The following is a 21,103-nucleotide window of genomic DNA, read 5'->3' as shown; positions in this document are numbered from 1 at the left end:
AAACCAGACGGAAGCCAGACTTTACGATTGCAATACAGGCCCGGTATGTGGCGGGAGGTCGCCATTTATGGCGACCGGCAGAGAAACCTAATACATGCTGCGGCTCAGACCCATGATATCGAGAATTTTGGTGGCGATCTCTTCCACCGAATAGTTGGTGCTGTTGAGATAACGAATCTGGTTGGTACGGAACAGCGCTTCCACTTCGCCTACTTCGAGACGGCACTGGCGCAACGAAGCGTAGCGGGTATTTTCCGCGCGCTCCTGGCGAATCGCCGCCAGGCGTTCCGGGTCGATGGTTAAACCAAACAACTTATGCTGATGTGCACGCAGCGCCGGCGGCAGTTTCAGGTTATCCATATCATCGGCGATAAACGGATAGTTAGCGGCACGCACGCCAAACTGCATTGCCAGATACAAGCTGGTGGGCGTCTTCCCGCAGCGCGACACGCCGAGCAGAATCACCTGCGCATCTTCGAGGCCGCGCAGGGAAATGCCGTCATCATGTGCAAGGGTGTAATCGATGGCGGCAATGCGCGCGTCATATTTGCCGAGGTTGCTGGCGGTCAAACCGTGCGTGCGGTGCGCCACCGGCATTGACGCCACGCCGAGCTCGCTCTGCAACGGCGCGACCAGCGCCTGCACGATGTCCTGACAAAAGCCTTCGCTTTCGAGAATAATTTCACGGACGTCGGGTGTGACGATGGAGAAGAACACCAGCGGGCGCACGCCGCTCTGCTGGTAGAGCGCGTTGATCTGCGCTTTAACCGCCTGAGCGCGTTGCACATTCTCGACAAATGGCAGCGTCACGCTGTGGGTCATCACCGGGAACTGGGATAACACCGCATGGCCCAGCACTTCGGCGGTAATGGCGGTGCCATCAGAAATGTAGAATACGCTGCGTTCAGTGTTCATAGTGCAAATATCCTCTTGCGTAGCAATGCCCAAATTATCGATGACAATATTTCATTTTAATTAATAGTAAAATGAAATATCCATATTGTCCGCTATTGCGCTCACAAAGATGAATCAGCGAATAATCAATATTAGATGAAATGCTGTTTCGAAAAGCATTATTTTCGCGCATTTTCCTTTTCGCGCATGAAATAAAGTGTGAAGGCGTTGCGCAACAAAAATCAATCGCTAACCCTCTGAAAAGGGGAAAAATATCGCTACAGCAATCCATTAGCGTGAAATACCCTGGTTGCGCAACTCAATTAATTCTAAGTACTAATCCGATTTTGTCTTTCTTTTCTGCTTTAACGATTCAACACTTAGTCTTTATTAATGGGTTGTGCCAGGCTGTTTTGGCGAATAGCAAAATGTTCCATGTGTATTCACATCATTTAAAAGGATAATCTCAATGTCCAATCAAGACCAACAGTCGCTAGTGCTCTGGTACAACCAGCTTGGCATGCATGATGTTGATCGGGTGGGAGGCAAAAATGCGTCCCTCGGAGAAATGATTACGAATTTGTCGTCGCTGGGTGTTTCCGTACCAAACGGTTATGCGACCACATCTTACGCGTTTAATCTGTTCCTCGATCAAAGCGGACTGAACCAGCGTATCTATGATTTGCTGGATAAAACGGATGTTGATGATGTTGCTGAGCTCGCGCAAGCGGGTAAACAGATTCGTCAATGGGTGGTCGATACGCCATTCCAGCCTGAACTGGAAGCGGCGATTCGTAGCGCCTACGAACAACTTTCTGCTGATGATGCCGACGCCTCCTTTGCGGTGCGCTCGTCAGCCACCGCCGAGGATATGCCCGACGCCTCGTTTGCCGGTCAGCAGGAGACGTTCCTTAACGTGCAGGGTTATGACGCGGTCATCATCGCGGTGAAGCACGTTTACGCCTCCTTATTTAACGATCGTGCCATCTCCTACCGTGTGCATCAGGGCTATGACCATCGCGGCGTTGCGCTCTCGGCGGGTATTCAGCGCATGGTGCGATCGGACCTCGCTTCGTCGGGCGTGATGTTTACCATTGATACCGAATCGGGCTTTGATCAGGTGGTATTTATCACTTCGGCCTTTGGTTTGGGCGAAATGGTGGTGCAGGGCGCGGTCAACCCCGATGAGTTTTATGTGCACAAACCGACGCTGGCGGCGAACCGCCCATCGATTGTGCGCCGCACCATGGGCTCGAAAAAGCTGCGCATGGTGTATGCCGATTCGCAGGAGCACGGTGAGCAGGTGCGCATTGAAGATGTCGAGCAGGAACAGCGCGATCGCTTCAGTTTGACTGATGATGAAGTGCAAGCGCTGGCGCGTCAGGCGGTGCTGATTGAGCAGCACTACAAACGCCCGATGGACATTGAGTGGGCGAAAGACGGCCACACCGGCAAACTGTTCATCGTGCAGGCGCGTCCGGAAACGGTGCGCTCCAACGGTCAGGTGATGGAACGTTATACGCTGCAGGGCAAAGGCAACGTGGTGGTCGAAGGCCGCGCCATTGGTCATCGCATCGGCGCCGGTGAAGTCAAAGTCATCCACGACATCAGCGAGATGCATCGCATTGAAAAAGGCGACGTGCTGGTAACCGACATGACCGATCCCGATTGGGAACCGATCATGAAGAAAGCCTCAGCCATCGTCACCAATCGCGGCGGTCGTACTTGCCATGCAGCGATCATCGCGCGTGAGCTGGGCATTCCGGCGGTGGTGGGCTGTGGCGATGCCACCGATCACCTGAAAGATGGCCACAAAGTCACGGTTTCCTGCGCCGAAGGTGATACCGGTTATGTCTATGACGAACTGCTGGACTTCGAAGTGACCAGCTCGCAGGTCGATACCATGCCGGAACTGCCGCTGAAGATCATGATGAACATCGGTAATCCGGATCGTGCGTTCGATTTCGCCTGCTTGCCGAACGAAGGTGTCGGCCTGGCGCGTCTGGAGTTCATTATCAACCGTATGATTGGCGTGCATCCCAAAGCGTTGCTGGAGTTTGATCAGCAAACGCCGGAATTGCAGCAGCAGATTCGTCAGATGATGAAAGGCTTTGATGACCCGATTGAGTTCTACATCGGCCGTCTAACCGAAGGGATTGCGACGCTGGGTGCCGCATTTGCGCCGAAACGGGTGATTGTTCGTCTTTCCGATTTCAAAACCAACGAATACGCCAACCTGGTGGGTGGCGAGCGTTATGAGCCGGAAGAAGAGAACCCGATGCTCGGTTTCCGTGGCGCCGGTCGCTACGTTGCTGACAACTTCCGCGACTGCTTCAGGCTGGAGTGCGAAGCGGTGAAGCGCGTGCGTAACGAAATGGGGCTGACCAACGTTGAAATCATGATTCCGTTCGTGCGTACCGTCGATCAAGCCGAAGCGGTGGTCGCCGAGCTGGCGAAAAACGGTCTGAAGCGCGGCGAGAATGGCCTGAAAGTGATCATGATGTGTGAGATCCCGTCCAACGCCTTGCTGGCTGAGCAGTTCCTCGAGCACTTCGATGGCTTCTCCATCGGTTCCAACGACATGACGCAGTTGGCGCTGGGCCTCGATCGTGACTCTGGCGTGGTGTCCGCGCTGTTTGATGAACGTAATGATGCCGTGAAAGCGCTGTTATCGATGTCGATCAAAGCGGCGAAAAAACAGGGCAAATACGTCGGTATTTGTGGTCAGGGACCGTCGGATCATCAGGACTTTGCGGCATGGTTAATGGAGCAGGGCATTGATAGCCTGTCGCTTAATCCGGATACCGTGGTTGAAACCTGGTTGAGTTTGGCAGAGCTGAACGCATCCAAACATTAACCAGGCGGTAATTTGATGCATCAGATGAGAATTTGACGTGTCATTAATGTAATTATCAAGGTCAGCGCTGCTGGCCTTGTTTTTTTGTCTGAAAAAAAGCCAAAAAAAAGCCCATCACAGGGGATGGGCAAAGACTACACACAGCAATTCTTCACTTTACTCAGGGGAATAAGGTTGTTTAGAAATCAGTAGCTTGATTCAAAACATAGGAAACATGTTATTGATCAGGCTCGCTGGCGTCTTTAAGAATCCTCTTATTAGTTTAAAGCTGATAACCTTTCGTGGCCTTTTTCTTCCCTGCTAAGCGGCAATTCAGCTGTAAAAATAATCATTCCGTAAGAGAATTCCGCCTAAAGCGCCTAAAACTGCGTTTTTTCTTAAAAATCGCTTATGGAAAAAAATTATTATCAGTAAGAAATGCGCGGGGGCGATGTTGGGGCATTAGGCCGGTTAAAGTAAGGCCAGTGTAAAACTGAGAGAACGTGCATCTTCGCTAAGTGGGCGTTAATGTGAATGAGGTCGCCATGAACGGCGACCCGGCGGGGAACGCTTAATGTAGTTCTTCTTCGTGATCGGCCAACGCTTCGATGGCGGTCTGCACATCGTCATCCGGTTCGGGCGCTTCATGCATCCACACTGAAACCAGACGATAAGACACCGCCAGGACCACCGGACCGATAAACAGCCCAATCATACCGAAAGCAATCAATCCGCCAATAACGCCGGAAAGAATCAGGATCATCGGTAAATCGGCACCCATGCGAATCAACACCGGACGCAACACGCTGTCCAGCGTACCGACCACGCAACTCCACACCAGCAGCACCGTGCCCCACGTGGTATCGCCGCTCCAGTACAGCCAGATAATCGCTGGCACTAACACTACCAGCGGCCCGAGCTGCACCAGGCAGGTCAGAATCATCAACACGGTTAACAGCGTGGCGTAAGGAATGCCGGAAATGGCTAAACCAATACCGCCGAGCACGCCCTGAACCAGCGCGGTGACCACCACGCCTAGCGCCACAGCACGAATCGCCTGACCGGCCAGCAGCACTGCGGCATCGCCACGGCGTCCACTCATGCGATAGGCAAAATGACGAATGCCGTGGCCCACCTGCTCGCCGCGCCAGTAGAGCAGCACGCTGAACAACAGCATCACGATGAGGTGCATCATAAAGCGGCCGAAGTGGCCGGCCTGCGCCACAAAGAAGCCGGTGGTGCGACCAATATAAGGCTGCACCTGATTCAGCATCGCCGCGCCGCCGCCATCCACTAATTTGTGGTAGCTCGAGTAGAGTTTCCTGCCGACGTAGGGAATCTGTCGCAACCAATCGAAGTCAGGCATTACCAGATGGCGCTGCGTTGCCCAGGCGATCACCGGCGCACTGTTATCAATCAGGCTGCTGACCAGCAGGGCGATAGGAATAATAAACAACAGTAATAGCAAAATGGTCATGGCGATCACCGCCAGCGAGCGGCGTCCCCACAACATGTGCTGTAGACGAATCATCAACGGCCAGGTGGCGATCACCACCATGCTGGCCCAGGCGAAGCCAAGAATAAAGGGCTGCACCACCCACAGACTGGCGATGATCATGATTAGAATGAACATCAGTGAAAACAGCATTTGCGGTAAATCCATACCGCGTTGCAGGTCTTTCATCACAACGGTTAACCTCGATTGAATCCTTCAGAGTGGGGCTGAACAGCCCTGATTAATGATGATCTATTTCCTGAAAATTAAACAGGAAAAGCAGCGACGGCGGCGCGCTTTCCTGAAAAAACAGCAGCCAGCAGAAAAGTATGATAAAACCAAGGGCTGAAAAAAATCACGACGCAAACGTTTACAACATCTCGGTCACTCAATAATGATCCCACAGATTTCTCAGGCACCAGGCCTCGTTCAACTGGTGCTGACATTCCTGCAGTCCTTGAAAGAGCAAGGCTTTACCGGCGATACCGCCACCAGCTATGCCGATCGCCTCTCGCTTGCCACCGACAACAGTATTTATCAGCTGCTGCCTGATGCGGCGCTGTTTCCGCGCTCGACGGCGGATGTGGCGTTGATTGCGCGCCTTGCCGGTGAAACCCGTTTTACCAGCCTGGTGTTTACGCCACGCGGTGGCGGCACCGGCACCAACGGACAGTCGCTGAATCAGGGCATCGTGGTGGATATGTCGCGCTACATGAACCGCATCCTGGAAATCAACACCGAGCAAGGTTGGGTGCGGGTTGAAGCGGGCGTGGTGAAAGATCAACTCAATGCGTGGCTCAAGCCGTATGGCTTCTTCTTCTCGCCGGAGCTCTCCACCAGCAATCGCGCCACGCTCGGCGGCATGATCAACACCGATGCTTCGGGCCAGGGTTCGCTGGTGTATGGCAAAACCTCCGATCACGTTGAAGGCCTGCGCGCGGTGCTGCTGGGTGGTGACATCCTTGATACGCGCGCCATGCCGACTGAATTGGCGGAACAGCTGGCCAGCACGCCGACCGCGGAAGGGCGCATTTACCAGCAGGTGTTGAGTCGCTGCCGCGAACAGCGCGATCTGATTCTGGAGAAATTCCCCAAGCTCAATCGCTTCCTGACCGGCTACGATCTGCGTCATGTGTTCAGCGACGATTTGCAGACGTTTGATTTGACGCGTTTGCTGTGCGGCGCGGAAGGCACATTGGCCTTTATTACCGAAGCGCGCCTCGACATCACCCCCATCCCTAAAGTGCGCCGTCTGGTCAACATCAAATACGATTCATTCGACTCAGCCCTGCGTAACGCCCCTTTAATGGTGGAAGCCAAAGCGCTTTCGGTTGAAACCGTTGACTCAAAAGTCCTGAATCTGGCGCGAGAAGATATCGTCTGGCATTCGGTAAATGAATTAATTACCGATGTGCCAGATAAACAGTTGCTGGGGCTCAACATCGTGGAGTTTGCCGGTGATGATGGCGAACTGATTGAGCAGCAGATCAGCACGCTATGTCAGCGCTTAGAAGAGCTGATGCAGCAGCAGATGGGCGGCGTGATTGGCTATCAACTGTGTAACGATTTAGGCGGCATTGAGCGCATCTATAATATGCGCAAAAAAGCGGTTGGCCTGCTGGGGAATGCCAAAGGGCGCGCCAAGCCGATTCCGTTTGTGGAAGACACCGCGGTGCCGCCAGAACAGCTGGCGGATTACATCGTCGATTTTCGCGCGCTGCTCGACAGTCACGGCCTGAGCTACGGCATGTTTGGGCATGTGGATGCTGGCGTGCTACATGTGCGTCCGGCTCTGGATATGTGCGATCCGCAGCAGGAGCTGCTGATGAAGCAGATCTCTGATGAAGTGGTGGCGCTGACCGCGCGCTACGGCGGTTTATTGTGGGGCGAGCACGGCAAAGGTTTTCGCGCGCAGTACAGCCCGGAGTTCTTTGGCGAAACGTTATTCAATGAGCTGCGCCGCATCAAAGCCGCGTTCGATCCTGACAACCGCATGAATCCCGGCAAAATCTGTACGCCGCTCGGCAGTGATGAACCGATGATGCAGGTTGATGCGGTGAAACGCGGCACCTACGATCGGCAGATTCCGGTTACGGTGCGCAACGAGTGGCGCGGTGCGATGGAGTGTAATGGCAACGGTTTGTGCTTCAACTTCGATGCACGTAGCCCAATGTGCCCGTCGATGAAAATTACCCGCAACCGCATTCACTCGCCGAAAGGGCGCGCCACACTCACGCGTGAATGGCTGCGTTTGCTCTCCGAGCAGGGCGTGGATCCTACCCAACTTGAGCAGGCGCTGCCGAAACAGGGCGCCAGCTTGCGTACGCTGATTCAGCGCACGCGTAATACCTGGCACGCAAATCAGGGCGAATATGACTTCTCGCACGAAGTGAAAGAGGCGATGTCGGGCTGCCTGGCGTGTAAAGCCTGCTCGACGCAGTGCCCAATCAAGATCGATGTGCCGAACTTCCGTTCACGCTTCCTGCAGTTGTATCACACCCGCTATCTGCGCCCGATGAGCGATCATCTGGTAGCCACCGTGGAGAGTTACGCGCCGCTGATGGCCAAAGCGCCTAAGGTGTTCAACTTTTTCCTCAAGCAGCCGTGGATGCGCGAGCTGAGCAAAAAGCATATCGGCATGGTGGATTTGCCGCTGCTGTCATCGCCGAGCCTCAAGCAGCAGTTAGGCGGCCATCCGGCGATGAACCTGACGCTGGAGCAGTTAGAAGCGCTGGATGCGGCGCAACGCGAAAACTGCGTGCTGGTGGTGCAAGATCCCTTTACCAGCTATTACGAGGCGCAGCTGGTCACCGATTTCGTCAAGCTGATTGAGAAACTCGGTTATCGTCCGGTGCTGCTGCCGTTCTCACCGAATGGCAAGGCGCAGCATGTGAAAGGCTTCCTGCAGCGCTTTGCGCGCACCGCCAGCAAAACCGCTGATTTTCTCAATCGCGTGGCAAAACTGGGCATGCCGATGGTCGGTGTCGATCCGGCGACAGTGCTCTGTTACCGCGATGAGTACCATCAGGTGCTGGGCGAGCAGCGCGGCGAGTTTAACGTGCAGCTGGTGCATGAGTGGCTGCAAACCGCCTTGTCGGCACGTGCGGAGCAAACCGCCAGCGGCGAAGCCTGGTATCTGTTTGCGCACTGCACCGAAGTGACCGCGCTACCGTCCACGCCGAATCAGTGGCAGAGCATTTTTGCGCGCTTTGGTGCGAAGCTGGAAAACGTCAATGTGGGCTGCTGCGGAATGGCGGGAACCTACGGCCATGAAAGCGTAAACCTGGAGAATTCGCTGGGGATTTATGAGCTGTCCTGGCATCCGCAATTGCAAAAGCTGCCGCGTCAGCGCTGTCTGGCAACCGGTTTTTCGTGTCGTAGCCAGGTAAAACGCGCAGAAGGCAATGGCATGCGTCATCCACTGCAAGCATTACTGGAAATGATGTAAACAAATTGTAGGAGACGTCACAAAGCTGGATTAGAATATCCAGCCTGCGTGGCGAACAAAATCACTCTGCAGGCGGGTGGCTTGATCCCACTCGCCGCTGAGCGCCAGTTGATGACACAAGCGTGTTAATGACAGGCGCGCCAGTTGATAGGCCTGAATCCGGAACAAACGGTCACGATCGGCATTGCCCATCTCCTGCACTAAGCGGTGATGGAGCTTGCCCATGGCATGCAGAAAGCTGTGATCGTCGCCGTTGATTTCGCAGATTTCTGCCATATCAAGACAGGTGTCGTTAAAGCGACGCAGTTGGTCGAGTGTGCAATCAGTGCGGTTGAGCTTTGCCTGAGCCATGTAGAAGTCAACGGTGATATCACGCACCGAAAACTTATATTCGTCGATTTTATGTTGTAACCAGGCTGAGACGGTAAGCGTCATATCGCCACCTTTTTAGGTTAATGATAATCATTATCATATTAAACCGCGTCAGGAATGCAATTCCCGCAGTGAAATTTTATTGATTTCCTCTGCCTGTTACTAAAATCGGTAATAACAATTTCTTTACATAGTGGAAAGGCGTAACCTATCAATCAGGATGAAAACGTAAAATTGATTTTGGAAATTTTACGACAATTTAACGGGTTACGTTGGTCAGGCGCGCACGGGAATGCTGCCGTCAATCTGCTTTGAAGCGACTATGCTTAATAAAGCAGCAGTAAAAAACAGCACGAGATGATTATCCCTGCAAAACAAGAGGTTGAAGTGATATCTGATATCACTACCATAGGGGGATAGCCTGAAAAGGCCCAGACATACGAGGTAGCACAATGTCATCAGTAAATGCCGACTCTTTTTCACCCGAAGATTTCGTCTGGAAAGGGCTCACGCTGACCGAATCGGCAGCGAAACAGATTCTTAACCTGGTAGAACAAGACCCTGAAGTCAAGGGCTTGAAACTGGGTGTGAAAACGTCCGGCTGTGCCGGTTTTGGGTACGTTATGGACCTGGTGAAAGATCCTGCCGATGACGACCTGCAGTTTGAGCAATTCGGCGCAAAACTGTTTGTGCCACTTCAGGCGATGCCGTTTGTTGACGGTACCGAGCTGGATTATGTCCGCGAAGGTCTTAACCAGATTTTTAAATTCAACAACCCTAAAGCTCAACACGCCTGCGGGTGCGGTGAAAGCTTTGGCGTCGAGTAAGTGAAATATGTCACGACACAGCGAAGCATCTGACGATGTACAAATGTGGGAAGGTAAGCTCAACTATAAAGAGGGCTTCTTTACCCAGTTACAAACTGAAGAATTTGCCCACGGCATCAATGAAGATGTGGTGCGCGCCATTTCGGCTAAACGTAACGAACCTGAATGGATGCTTGAATTCCGTCTCAAGGCGTTCCGCGCCTGGGAGCAAATGGAAGAGCCGCACTGGCTGAAAGCGCACTACGAGAAACTGGATTATCAGGATTACAGCTATTATTCCGCGCCGTCCTGCGGCAACTGCGATGACAGCTGTGCTTCTGAACCCGGTGCCACGCAAACCTCCGGCAGCGTCGCGTCCAGCGACTACCTGACGAAGGAAGTGGAAGACGCGTTCAACCAGTTAGGCGTTCCGGTGCGTGAAGGTCGTGAAGTGGCGGTGGATGCGATTTTCGACTCCGTCTCCGTTTCAACCACCTATCGCGGCAAGCTGGCGGAGCAGGGCATCATCTTCTGCTCGTTCGGCGAAGCGATTCACGATCACCCTGAGCTGGTGCAGAAGTATCTCGGCACCGTCGTGCCGCCAAACGATAACTTCTTCGCTGCGCTGAACTCCGCTGTGGCCTCTGACGGTACCTTCGTTTACATCCCGAAAGGCGTACGTTGCCCGATGGAGCTGTCGACCTATTTCCGTATCAACGCGGCAAAAACCGGTCAGTTCGAGCGCACCATTTTGATCGCCGACGAAGACAGCTACGTCAGCTACATCGAAGGTTGCTCTGCGCCTGTGCGTGACACCTATCAGCTGCACGCCGCAGTGGTAGAAGTGATCATCCATAAAAACGCTGAAGTGAAATACTCCACCGTACAGAACTGGTTCCCAGGCGGCGAAGGCGAGGGCGGTATCCTCAACTTCGTGACCAAACGTGCCCTGTGCGAAGGCGATCACAGCAAGATGTCCTGGACGCAGTCTGAGACCGGTTCGGCGATCACCTGGAAATATCCAAGCTGCATTCTGCGCGGTGATTACTCGATCGGTGAGTTCTACTCGGTCGCACTGACCGCAGGCCGCCAGCAGGCGGATACCGGTACCAAGATGATTCACATCGGTAAAAACACCAAGTCGACCATCATCTCCAAAGGTATCTCTGCCGGTAAGAGTCAGAATACCTATCGTGGCCTGGTGAAAATCATGCCAACCGCGACCAACGCGCGTAACTTCACCCAGTGTGACTCGATGCTGATTGGTGCCGAGTGCGGTGCGCACACCTTCCCGTATGTGGAAACGCGCAACAACACCGCCCATCTGGAGCACGAAGCCACCACCTCGCGCATCGGTGAAGATCAGATGTTCTACTGCCTGCAGCGTGGCATCAGCGAAGAAGATGCGATCTCAATGATCGTCAACGGCTTCTGCAAAGACGTTTTCTCCGAGCTGCCACTGGAATTCGCCGTGGAAGCGCAAAAATTGTTAGCTATCAGCCTTGAGCACAGTGTGGGCTGATGCCCGTTGCCGGAAGCAATGTGAAGGAAAGAGTATGTTAAGCATTAAAGATTTGCAGGTTAGCGTTGAAGACAAAGAGATTTTGCGCGGTCTGAACCTCGAAGTGAAACCGGGCGAAGTCCACGCCATTATGGGACCGAACGGTTCAGGTAAAAGTACCCTGTCTGCAACGCTGGCTGGCCGTGAAGATTACGAAGTCACTGGCGGTTCTGTCACCTTCAAGGGCAAAGACCTGCTGGAACTTGAGCCAGAAGAGCGTGCCGGTGAAGGCATCTTCATGGCGTTCCAGTATCCGGTAGAAATTCCGGGCGTCAGCAACCAGTTTTTCCTGCAGACCTCGGTCAACGCGGTACGTAAATACCGTGAGCAGGAGCCGCTGGACCGTTTCGACTTCCAGGATTTCATCGAAGATAAAATCCAGCTGCTGAAGATGCCAGAAGATTTGCTGACCCGTTCAGTGAACGTGGGCTTCTCTGGTGGTGAGAAGAAGCGCAACGACATCCTGCAGATGGCGGCACTGGAACCTGAGCTGTGCATCCTTGATGAAACCGACTCCGGTCTGGATATCGATGCGCTGAAAATCGTGGCAGAAGGCGTAAACAGCCTGCGCGACGGTAAGCGTTCATTCATCATCGTGACGCACTACCAGCGTATTCTGGATTACATCAAGCCGGACCACGTACATGTGCTGTATCAGGGCAAGATCGTTAAATCTGGCGACTTCTCGCTGGTGAAACAGTTGGAGGAGCAAGGCTATGGCTGGCTTACCGACCAAGAGTGATAACGCCCTGCAGCAGTGGCATCATCTGTTTGAATCGCGCGGTGACGTACGTTCTTTGCAGGCGCAGCAGCACTGGCAGCAACTGATGCGTGTCGGCCTGCCGACGCGTAAGCATGAAAACTGGAAATACACGCCGCTTGATGGCCTGTTGGCGCAGCAGTTTGTGCTGCCGCAGCCGCAGGAAGTGAGCGCGGAACAAGTTGAAGCGCTGGCGCTGCCGGTTGATGCGGTGCGTTTGGTGTTTGTTGACGGTCGTTTTCAGGCTGAATTGAGCAGCCGTGATACCGGCCTGTTTGAAATTCAGCATGCGCAGGCTTCTGAGCGTCGTCCGCTACCGGCACCGATTCAGCCGGAAGTGTTCCTGCATCTGACTGAAAGTCTGGCAGAAGAAGCCACGACAATTCGTCTGGCGCGTGGTAAATCAGCGGCTAAACCGCTTTATCTGTTGCACATCACCAGCGGTCAGGATGCGGGCACTAACACCGTGCACCATCGCCACCATCTACAGCTGGAAGCCAGTGCAGAAGCGGAAGTGATTGAGCACTATGTCACGCTGAATGACGTGGCGCACTTTACCGGCGCGCGTTTCACTTTCGACGTGGCCGACAATGCCAAACTGCAGCACATCAAACTGTCATTTGAGAGCGAGAAGGCTTACCACTTCGCGCACAATGATGTGGTGATGGGCCGCGATGCGAATGTGGCCACTACCAGCTTCCTGCTGGGTGCGGGCTTATCGCGTCACAACACCAGCGCGCAGCTGAATGGCGAAAATACCAATCTGGCGATCAACAGCTTGTCGTTGCCGGTGAATCAGGAAGTGTGCGATACCCGCAGCTATCTGGAACACAACAAAGGCTACTGCACCAGCCGTCAGATGCATAAAGTCATCGCGCGCGATAAAGGTCGTGCGGTGTTCAACGGCATGATCAAAGTGGCGCAGCACGCGCTGAAAACCGATGGACAGATGACTAACAACAACCTGTTGCTGGGCCGTCTGGCTGAAGTGGACACCAAGCCGCAGCTGGAAATCTATGCGGATGACGTGAAGTGCAGCCACGGTGCGACCATTGGTCGTATTGATGAAGAGCAGATGTTCTACCTGCGCTCGCGCGGCATCGATGAGACTGCCGCACAGCGTATGATCATCCATGCCTTTGCCGCTGAACTCACCGAAACGCTGGAAAATCCGGTATTGCGTCAGGTGGTGCTGCAGCGCATTGCCGCGCGCATCCCGGGAGTTGAGTCATGAGTTTCGATCTCGAACGCATCAGAGCGGAATTTCCGATTCTGAAACGTGAGGTCAACGGACATCCGCTGGCCTACCTTGATAGCGCGGCCAGCGCACAGCGCCCGCTCGCGGTCATCAATGCGGAAAGTTATTTCTACCAGCACGGCTATGCGGCCGTGCACCGTGGTATCCATTCGTTGAGCGCGCAGGCGACCACCGACATGGAGAACGTACGTCATCAGGCCGCGCGTTTTCTTAACGCCGCTTCGCCAGAAGAGATTATTTTCGTCAAAGGCACCACGGAAGCCATCAATCTGGTGGCGAACAGTTGGGGCGGCAGTCAGTTGCAGCCGGGCGACAACATCATCGTCACCGAGATGGAGCATCACGCTAACATCGTGCCGTGGCAAATAGTGGCGCAGCGTACCGGCGCAGAAATTCGCGTTTTGCCGCTGAATGCGCAGGGCGAGCTGGCGCTGGAACAGCTGAGCGGCTTGATTGATAGCCGCACCCGTTTGCTGGCGGTCACCCACGTTTCTAACGTGCTCGGCACCGTCAATCCCGTAAAAACTATCGTGGCACAAGCGAAAGCCGCTGGTGTGATTACGTTGGTGGATGGCGCGCAGGCGGTGATGCATCACACGGTGGATGTGCAGGATATCGACTGCGACTTCTACGCTTTCTCCGGCCATAAAATTTATGGTCCGACCGGCATTGGTGTGTTGTATGCGCGAAAAGCGTTGCAGGAGATCATGCCACCCTGGGAAGGCGGCGGTTCGATGATTTCGGAGGTTGTGCTGCCAACCGGCACCACCTTTAACACTACGCCATGGCGTTTCGAAGCGGGCACGCCGAATACCGGCGGCATCATTGGTTTGGGTGCGGCGTTAACGTGGATCAGCGAGCTGGGCCTGGACGTGATTCATCAGCGCGAATCGATGCTGATGCGTTATGCGCTGGATAAACTGGCTTCGGTGCCGGATCTGGTGATTTACGGTCCGGAAAGTCGCAGCGGCGTGGTGGCCTTCAACCTCGGCAGCCATCACGCCTTTGATGTCGGTAGTTTCCTTGATCAATACGGTATTGCGATCCGCACCGGCCATCACTGTGCGATGCCGCTGATGCGTCATTATGCGGTGCCGGCCATGTGTCGTGCCTCCTTCGCGCTGTACAACACCGAAGAAGAAGCCGATCGTCTGGCTGCAGGTTTGACCCGTATTCATCGTCTGCTGGGCGGTTGAGCAGACTTCAGGAGTGATTCATGGCGAATTTGCCAGATAAAGAGAGATTAGTGCGTAACTTCAATCGTTGCGCAAACTGGGAAGAGAAGTACCTCTACATCATTGAACTCGGTGGGAAATTACCAGAATCCTCCGAAAGCTTACAGCAGCCGGAACACGTGATTTCAGGTTGTCAGAGCCAGGTGTGGATACGCATGACCCCGCAGGCCGATGGCACCATCGCCCTCGAAGGCGACAGCGATGCCGCCATCGTTAAAGGGTTGATTGCAGTGGTATTTAGCCTGTATCAAGGGCTTAAGGCGTCAGAGATTCTCGATCTCGATGTGCGCCACTGGTTCGGCGAATTGGCGCTGACCTCACATCTCACTCCCTCGCGTTCGCAGGGGCTGGAAGCGATGATCCGCGCGATCCGGCATAACGCTCAGACCCTCAGCTAAGTTACACTCTCCAGACCCCGGCTTGACCGGGGTCTGTTCTATCCGACAAAGAGAAAATTGCATGAAACCAGCCTTACGTTTAGCCGGTGCATTGCTGTTGTCCTGTTGCGGACTCTCTGCACCTGCATTTGCTACGGAATATCCCCTACCAGCCGATAACAGCCGTTTGATTGGCGAAAACACCCTGACCACCGTGCCGGATGACAAGCGGCCGCTGGAGAGCATTGCCGCACGTTATAAGATAGGCATGCTCGGCATGCTTGAAGCTAATCCAGGCGTTGATCCCTGGCTCCCCAAGGCTGGCACACAATTAACCGTGCCACTGCAGATGCTGCTACCCGATGCACCACGGGAAGGTATCGTGATTAACCTCGCGGAACTGCGACTTTACTATTATCCGAAAGGTGAAGATCGTGTGGTCGTCTATCCGATCGGGATCGGTCAATTAGGCGCTATGACGCCAACCATGGTCACCAGCATCAGCCAGAAAATCCCGAATCCTACCTGGACGCCAACCACCAATATCCGCAAGCGCTACGCCAAAGAGGGCATTACTTTGCCGGGCGTGGTGCCAGCCGGGCCTGATAACCCAATGGGGCTGTTTGCGATGCGTCTGGCGCGTGGGACCGGTCAGTATTTGATTCACGGCACCAATGCTGACTTTGGTATTGGCATGCGCGTGAGTTCCGGCTGCATTCGCCTGCGACCGGATGATATTGAAGCGCTGTTCAATAGCGTGCCGAAAGGGACGCGGGTGCAGGTGATCAATCAGCCCATCAAATATGCGATTGAGCCCGACGGTAAGCGCTACGTTGAAGTGCATCAGCCGTTATCACGTAATGATAAGGACGATCCACAAACCATGCCGATTGCGCAGTCAGCGCAGCTGAAAGCCTTCTCGAAGAGCGAGAAGAGTGATACGGCGTTGATCAAGGAAGCGATAGCCCGACGTTCCGGGATGCCGGTATTAGTGAGCAGCGGTGAGCCGGTTACAGATGAAAGCGCAGTACCAATGGAGCAGCGTGGTGAGGCCGTGGCGCAGCCCTGAATTCGGACCAGAGCATCGCAGAATCAGGACAAAAAAAATGGTGCCACATGGGCACCATTTTTCAAACCAGAACTCTTACTTACGGTAAGAGTGAGCCTGGTTGTCCAGACGCTGGTTAGCACGAGCTGCGTCATCTTTAGCAGCCTGAACGTCAGAACGGATTGCGTTCACGTCGTTGCTCAGCTGATCAACTTTAGCGTTCAGAGTCTGAACGTCTGAAGACAGTTGGTCGATTTTAGCGTTGCTTGAGCAACCAGCCAGCATAGTTGAAGCCAGGATTACAGCGCCCAGTACCAGTTTAGTGCGATTCATTCTTTATACCCTCTAGATTGAGTTAATCTCCATGTAGCGTTACAAGTATTACACAAAGCTTTTTGAGTTGAGAATAAATTTTTGATGAGAACATGCTTAAATTTGATCGTTCGCTCAAAGAAACAGCATTTAACAGAAGATGATGAAAATAATTAGCTAAAACAGAGAGATTTAATCGGACTAACCTTAATCATACGAGATTTTGAATAGTTAATTTCGATTGGAAATTTCTGGCTTTTGTATTACCTCTGCAATAAAAAAAGCGCCTTTAAAAGGCGCTTTTAAATAAAAATTCAGTTGCTAATCAGATTACATGTACAGACGCGGTGTTTGTCGTTCCGCTTGGTACTAATGCACCTGAAACCATTACCACCACATCGCCTTTCTGCGCATATCCGCTTTCCAGCGCCATTTCTTTACCAATGCGGTAGAAATCATCAGTTGAGGCAATTTCTCTCACCAGATGAGTTTCGATACCTTTGCTCAGAATCAGCTGACGAGCGGTGGTTTCGTTGGTGGTGAGCGCCAGAATGGTGGCATCCGGGAAATACTTACGGATAGCTTTAGCCGATTTACCACCTTCGGTGGCTACAACAATCAGTGGTGCTTCCAGCTTCTCTGCAGTCTCAACGGCACCGCGGCATACCGCTTCGGTGATGCGCAGCTTGCGTGAGTCCTGCAGCGAGTCAATGCGCGATTTCATCACGCGATCGGTACGCTCACAGATGGTCGCCATGATGGTGACCGACTCCAGTGGATAACGACCTTTAGCACTCTCACCAGACAGCATGACCGCATCGGTACCATCGAGGATGGCGTTCGCCACGTCGCCGGCTTCCGCGCGGGTAGGGCGTGGGTTCTTGATCATGGAATCCAGCATCTGCGTCGCGGTGATGACCACTTTGCGTGCTTTATTACATTTCTTAATCATCATCTTCTGCGCGAAGATTACTTCCTCAACCGGGATCTCAACGCCTAGGTCGCCACGAGCAACCATGATGCCGTCTGAGGCTTCGAGGATCTCGTCGAAGTTGTTCAGGCCTTCCTGGTTCTCGATTTTCGAGATGATCTGGATATGCTCGCCGCCATGCGCTTTCAGGTGCTCACGGATTTCCAGCACGTCAGAACGCTTACGGATAAACGAAGCGGCGACGAAATCAACGTTCTGCTCGCAACCAAAGATCAGGTCGCGCTTATCTTTTTCCGCCAATGCAGGCAGCTGAATGGAGACACCTGGCAGGTTAACGCCCTTGTTCTCACCCAGATCGCCATTGTTCAGGACATTACAGATTACTGAATTCTCAGTGACTTCTGTGACCTGCATACCGATCAAACCATCGTCGACCAGAACAGTGTTACCAATTTTCAGATCTTCAGTGAAGCCGGCGTAGGTCACGGCAACGCGTTCGCTGTTACCAATGACTGACTGATCGGTGGTGAAGGTGAAGGTCTGGCCGGCTTTCAACGACACATCGTTGCCGCCTTCCAGTTTCATGGTGCGAATTTCCGGACCTTTGGTGTCCAGCAGAATAGCGGCCTGACGACCGGTTTTTTCCATAACGGCACGCATGTTGGTAATGCGTTGGCCATGTTCAGCGTAATCCCCGTGCGAGAAGTTAAGGCGCATCACGTTCATGCCCGCTTCCAGCAGTTGGGTCAGCATTTCTTCGGATTCGGTTTTTGGACCGATAGTACAAACGATTTTGGTCTTTTTCATGTCAGGTTTTCTATAAGTTGTGATGGATGATAAAGGTCGGGATTCGATGCGCACGGCACCGAAGTGAGAATATTTATGGTGTTGGATCGGATTTCACAGAAATAAGAATAGGAGACGAAAGCAAAGCGTGCAGAGAAGTTATGCAGTACGCGAGGGAACTGAGTGATCAGTGTTGCGCAAATCATTGGAGTTGTTTGCATAGGCACGTTAGCGCTGAAACCTTTCAGGTGGAACAACGCGGCATAGTATAGTCGCTAAGTATGCGAAAACCAATATAAAAGCGGCGCGATATAGACGATGCAGATCAAGAAAAAGGTGTTGCGCAAGGAGATAAAACCAGAGTGGTGCGCTCTAATGGACTCGAACCATCGACCCCCACCATGTCAAGGTGGTGCTCTAACCAACTGAGCTAAGAGCGCATTGAGGAAATTCACAAATTGGTGCGTCCGAGTGGACTCGAACCACCGACCCCCACCATGTCAAGGTGGTGCTCTAACCAACTGAGCTACGGACGCACTTGGTGCGCTCTAATGGACTCGAACCATCGACCCCCACCATGTCAAGGTGGTGCTCTAACCAACTGAGCTAAGAGCGCAACACGCTGTCAGGGCGACAGCGGGGACGAATATTAACGGCAGGCCGTGATGCTGGCAAGGGGAAAAAGTGTTTTTCCCCTACGACTGACCAGCAACTGTGCTATGCGTCGTTTTTTTCGCCGTTATCAGCCACTTAGCGCGCGGCGCGCGCCAGGATGACCTGCGCAGGCAGGCGCTGCAAACGACGGATGCGCCAAATCATCATCACCGCTGCGGAGGTCAGGCCGATAATAAAGCCACACCAGAAGCCGGCGGGACCCAACTTCGGCAAGACCCAATCCGTCATCGCCAGTACATAACCCACCGGCAAACCCAGCACCCAGTAGGCGATAAAAGTAATGAAGAAGATCGAGCGCGTGTCTTTATAACCGCGCAAGATACCGCTGCCAATCACCTGAATTGAATCTGAGAACTGATAAATCGCCGCCAGCAACATGAGCTGTGCCGCAAGGGTAATGACTTCTGGATTTGCCGTGTACAGGCCAGCGATATCGTGACGGAAAATCACGGTAAACAGTGCGGTGATGGCCGCCATGCTGATGCCGACGCCTTGCCCGGTCCACGCAGCAACGCGCGCTTGTTCGGCCGAACCTTGTCCCAGCCGATAGCCAACGCGAATGGTAGTGGCGACGCCGAGCGACAGCGGCAACACGAACATCAGCGAGCTGAAGTTGAGTGCAATCTGGTGTCCGGCCACTTTCACGATACCGAGCGGTGATACCAACAGCGCCACCACGGCAAACAGCGTCACCTCAAAGAACAGCGCCAATGCCACCGGCAAACCCAGCGTGAACAGGCGTGACAAAATCGCACGTGACGGTGCAGACCAGCGCATTTTCATACGGATGTCGCGCATGCTTGCCATGCGTTTCACCCAGAAGCGCATCACCAGGAACATCACCCAATAGACCGATGCCGTCGCCACGCCGCAGCCGACGCCGCCTAAGGCCGGCATACCAAAATGGCCGTAAATGAACACATAGTTGAGCGGAATGTTCACCATCAGGCCGAGGAAGCCGAGCAGCATCGCCGGTTTGGTTTTCGACAAACCTTCGCATTGGTTGCGCATCACCTGGAACAGCAGGTAACCCGGTGCGCCCCACAGCAACGCATGCAGGTATCCTTCGGCTTTGGCGGCCAATTCAGGATCGATATCATGCATGGTGTTAATCAGATAACCGGCGTTCCACAGCACCACCATAATCAGGAGTGCAACACCGATTGCCATCCAGTATCCCTGGCGTACTTGTTCCGCGATACGTTCGCGTCGTCCTGAACCGTTGAGTTGCGCAACGGTAGGCGTCAAAGCCAGTAGAAGACCATGACCAAACAGAATGGCGGGAAGCCAGATAGAGGTGCCGACAGCGACGGCGGCCATATCCGTGGCGCTTACCGCACCGGCCATAACAGTATCTACAAATCCCATCGCAGTCTGGGCCACCTGAGCAAGGATGACCGGGATCGCGAGGGCCAGCAATTGACGCGCTTCGGTAAAATACTTCTGCACGTTACACCTGCTTAATTAATGAAGAGAGCGGGGCGAAATGCCCAAAGAATGCGCGCACAGTGTAGCGGCAGCGCTGGCTTCCGCCAAACGTTGATCGCATTTTGTTTAGCAATTTGTGTAAAGTTTGAACTCCGCCAAATTAAGCTGCCGCCGACAAGCTGTGATAAACTGACGCAAACTTTGCAGAGGCTAAGATTATGTTTACTGGAATTGTGCAAGGCACGGCAGAAATTGTCGGCATTGAAGAGAAAGATCTGTTTCGTACCCATATTGTGCGCTTACCGGATGAGCTGTTACCGGGACTGGCGCTGGGCGCATCGGTAGCCCACAACGGCTGCTGCCTGACTGTGACTGAGATTAATGGCGATCGGGTTAGCTTCGATCTGATTAAAGAAACATTGCGCATTACCAACCTGGGTGAATTACAGGTCGGGGATGTGGTGAATATTGAGCGTGCAGCGAAGTTCAGTGATGAAATTGGCGGCCATTTGATGTCTGGCCATATTATGACCACGGCGGAAATTTGCAAAATCATCCAGTCAGAAAACAACCGCGAAATCTGGTTTAAATTACAGGATGCCACGCAGATCAAATATATTCTGCATAAAGGTTTTGTGGGTATCGACGGAATTAGTTTGACCGTTGGCGACGTTACCAAAAGCAAGTTCTGTGTGCATCTGATTCCGGAAACCCTCGAGCGCACCACGTTAGGCGCGAAGAAGTTTGGTCAGAAGGTCAATATTGAGATTGATCCTCATACGCAGGCTATTGTGGAAACCGTTGAACGCGTATTAGCGCAGCGTGAAGCCGCTGCACTGGCGCAGATTGCCAGCGCAGAATAATGGCGTTAAAAAAGGCGC

At 53.4% G+C, this 21,103-nt stretch carries 17 protein-coding genes, 3 tRNA genes and 1 other RNA gene; 10 read left to right on the top strand and 11 right to left on the bottom strand.

The window, feature by feature from the left end; translation table 11 throughout:
* Positions 1–87 precede the first annotated feature (87 nt).
* A complete protein-coding gene (gene ppsR / locus MWH02_RS02925; protein WP_101764564.1) occupies positions 88–915 on the bottom strand; it encodes a posphoenolpyruvate synthetase regulatory kinase/phosphorylase PpsR in 828 nt (275 codons plus the stop codon).
* A 448-nt stretch (positions 916–1,363) separates the two neighbouring features.
* On the opposite strand from ppsR, the gene ppsA reads away from it, so the two are divergent.
* Positions 1,364–3,751 carry a phosphoenolpyruvate synthase gene (gene ppsA / locus MWH02_RS02920; RefSeq protein ID WP_271459867.1) on the top strand — a complete coding sequence of 796 codons (2,388 nt, stop codon included), beginning with the start codon at positions 1,364–1,366 and terminating at the stop codon, positions 3,749–3,751.
* Positions 3,752–3,850: 99 nt separating this feature from the next.
* On the opposite strand, the gene rprA is transcribed toward ppsA, so the two are convergent.
* From rprA to MWH02_RS02905, 3 genes are all read right to left on the bottom strand, one after another.
* Positions 3,851–3,958, bottom strand: an RNA gene (rprA, locus tag MWH02_RS02915) — antisense sRNA RprA.
* A gap of 343 nt (positions 3,959–4,301) precedes the next feature.
* Positions 4,302–5,414 (bottom strand): AI-2E family transporter YdiK, encoded by a 1,113-nt coding sequence (gene ydiK / locus MWH02_RS02910; protein ID WP_101764562.1) that lies wholly within the window; start codon positions 5,412–5,414, stop codon positions 4,302–4,304.
* Between the two features lie 77 nt (positions 5,415–5,491).
* Complete coding sequence (locus MWH02_RS02905; protein ID WP_271460182.1) at positions 5,492–5,671, bottom strand: hypothetical protein; 180 nt, start codon at positions 5,669–5,671, stop codon at positions 5,492–5,494.
* On the opposite strand from MWH02_RS02905, the gene ydiJ reads away from it, so the two are divergent.
* Positions 5,620–8,673: a D-2-hydroxyglutarate dehydrogenase YdiJ gene (gene ydiJ / locus MWH02_RS02900; protein WP_271459866.1), complete on the top strand. Its 3,054-nt coding sequence runs from the start codon at positions 5,620–5,622 to the stop codon at positions 8,671–8,673. The genes MWH02_RS02905 and ydiJ overlap by 52 nt on opposite strands.
* Before the next feature lie 30 nt (positions 8,674–8,703).
* On the opposite strand, the gene MWH02_RS02895 is transcribed toward ydiJ, so the two are convergent.
* Positions 8,704–9,108, bottom strand: coding sequence for a hypothetical protein (locus MWH02_RS02895; protein ID WP_101764560.1), 405 nt, complete (start codon positions 9,106–9,108; stop codon positions 8,704–8,706).
* A 389-nt stretch (positions 9,109–9,497) separates the two neighbouring features.
* Between MWH02_RS02895 and sufA the strand changes: the two genes are divergently transcribed.
* From sufA to MWH02_RS02860, 7 genes are all read left to right on the top strand, one after another.
* Positions 9,498–9,872: a Fe-S cluster assembly scaffold SufA gene (sufA, locus tag MWH02_RS02890; protein ID WP_007892717.1), complete on the top strand. Its 375-nt coding sequence runs from the start codon at positions 9,498–9,500 to the stop codon at positions 9,870–9,872.
* A 7-nt stretch (positions 9,873–9,879) separates the two neighbouring features.
* The gene (gene sufB / locus MWH02_RS02885; RefSeq protein WP_101764559.1) at positions 9,880–11,373 is read left to right on the top strand and encodes a Fe-S cluster assembly protein SufB; all 1,494 of its coding nucleotides are present in this window, start codon (positions 9,880–9,882) and stop codon (positions 11,371–11,373) included.
* A gap of 34 nt (positions 11,374–11,407) precedes the next feature.
* A complete protein-coding gene (gene sufC / locus MWH02_RS02880) occupies positions 11,408–12,154 on the top strand; it encodes a Fe-S cluster assembly ATPase SufC (protein WP_008102973.1) in 747 nt (248 codons plus the stop codon).
* On the top strand, positions 12,129–13,406 hold the full coding sequence (sufD, locus tag MWH02_RS02875) for a Fe-S cluster assembly protein SufD (protein ID WP_110866026.1): 1,278 nt from the start codon (positions 12,129–12,131) through the stop codon (positions 13,404–13,406). Before sufC ends, sufD begins: the two co-directional genes overlap by 26 nt.
* Positions 13,403–14,626, top strand: a complete 1,224-nt coding sequence (gene sufS / locus MWH02_RS02870; protein WP_271459865.1) for a cysteine desulfurase SufS — start codon at positions 13,403–13,405, stop codon at positions 14,624–14,626. Before sufD ends, sufS begins: the two co-directional genes overlap by 4 nt.
* Before the next feature lie 20 nt (positions 14,627–14,646).
* Entirely contained in the window at positions 14,647–15,063 is a 417-nt protein-coding gene (sufE, locus tag MWH02_RS02865; RefSeq protein ID WP_101764556.1) for a cysteine desulfuration protein SufE, read from the top strand.
* A 61-nt stretch (positions 15,064–15,124) separates the two neighbouring features.
* Positions 15,125–16,111, top strand: coding sequence for a L,D-transpeptidase family protein (locus MWH02_RS02860; RefSeq protein WP_101764555.1), 987 nt, complete (start codon positions 15,125–15,127; stop codon positions 16,109–16,111).
* Between the two features lie 75 nt (positions 16,112–16,186).
* On the opposite strand, the gene MWH02_RS02855 is transcribed toward MWH02_RS02860, so the two are convergent.
* From MWH02_RS02855 to MWH02_RS02830, 6 genes are all read right to left on the bottom strand, one after another.
* Positions 16,187–16,423 carry a major outer membrane lipoprotein gene (locus MWH02_RS02855; RefSeq protein WP_007892735.1) on the bottom strand — a complete coding sequence of 79 codons (237 nt, stop codon included), beginning with the start codon at positions 16,421–16,423 and terminating at the stop codon, positions 16,187–16,189.
* Between the two features lie 304 nt (positions 16,424–16,727).
* Positions 16,728–18,140, bottom strand: coding sequence for a pyruvate kinase PykF (gene pykF / locus MWH02_RS02850; protein WP_110866028.1), 1,413 nt, complete (start codon positions 18,138–18,140; stop codon positions 16,728–16,730).
* Between the two features lie 342 nt (positions 18,141–18,482).
* A tRNA-Val gene (locus MWH02_RS02845) sits at positions 18,483–18,559 on the bottom strand.
* A 19-nt stretch (positions 18,560–18,578) separates the two neighbouring features.
* Positions 18,579–18,655, bottom strand: a tRNA-Val gene (locus tag MWH02_RS02840).
* A gap of 3 nt (positions 18,656–18,658) precedes the next feature.
* Positions 18,659–18,735 (bottom strand) — tRNA-Val (locus MWH02_RS02835).
* Between the two features lie 134 nt (positions 18,736–18,869).
* Positions 18,870–20,243 (bottom strand): MATE family efflux transporter, encoded by a 1,374-nt coding sequence (locus MWH02_RS02830; RefSeq protein ID WP_110866029.1) that lies wholly within the window; start codon positions 20,241–20,243, stop codon positions 18,870–18,872.
* Positions 20,244–20,440: 197 nt separating this feature from the next.
* Between MWH02_RS02830 and MWH02_RS02825 the strand changes: the two genes are divergently transcribed.
* Positions 20,441–21,085 (top strand): riboflavin synthase subunit alpha, encoded by a 645-nt coding sequence (locus MWH02_RS02825; protein WP_110866030.1) that lies wholly within the window; start codon positions 20,441–20,443, stop codon positions 21,083–21,085.
* Positions 21,086–21,103 lie beyond the last annotated feature (18 nt).

The organism is Pantoea leporis (assembly GCF_028048155.1).
Taxonomy (GTDB): Bacteria; Pseudomonadota; Gammaproteobacteria; order Enterobacterales; family Enterobacteriaceae; genus Pantoea; species Pantoea leporis.
The sequence above is the reverse complement of the archived record's forward strand: the minus strand, read 5'-3'. Positions and strand labels throughout refer to the sequence as shown.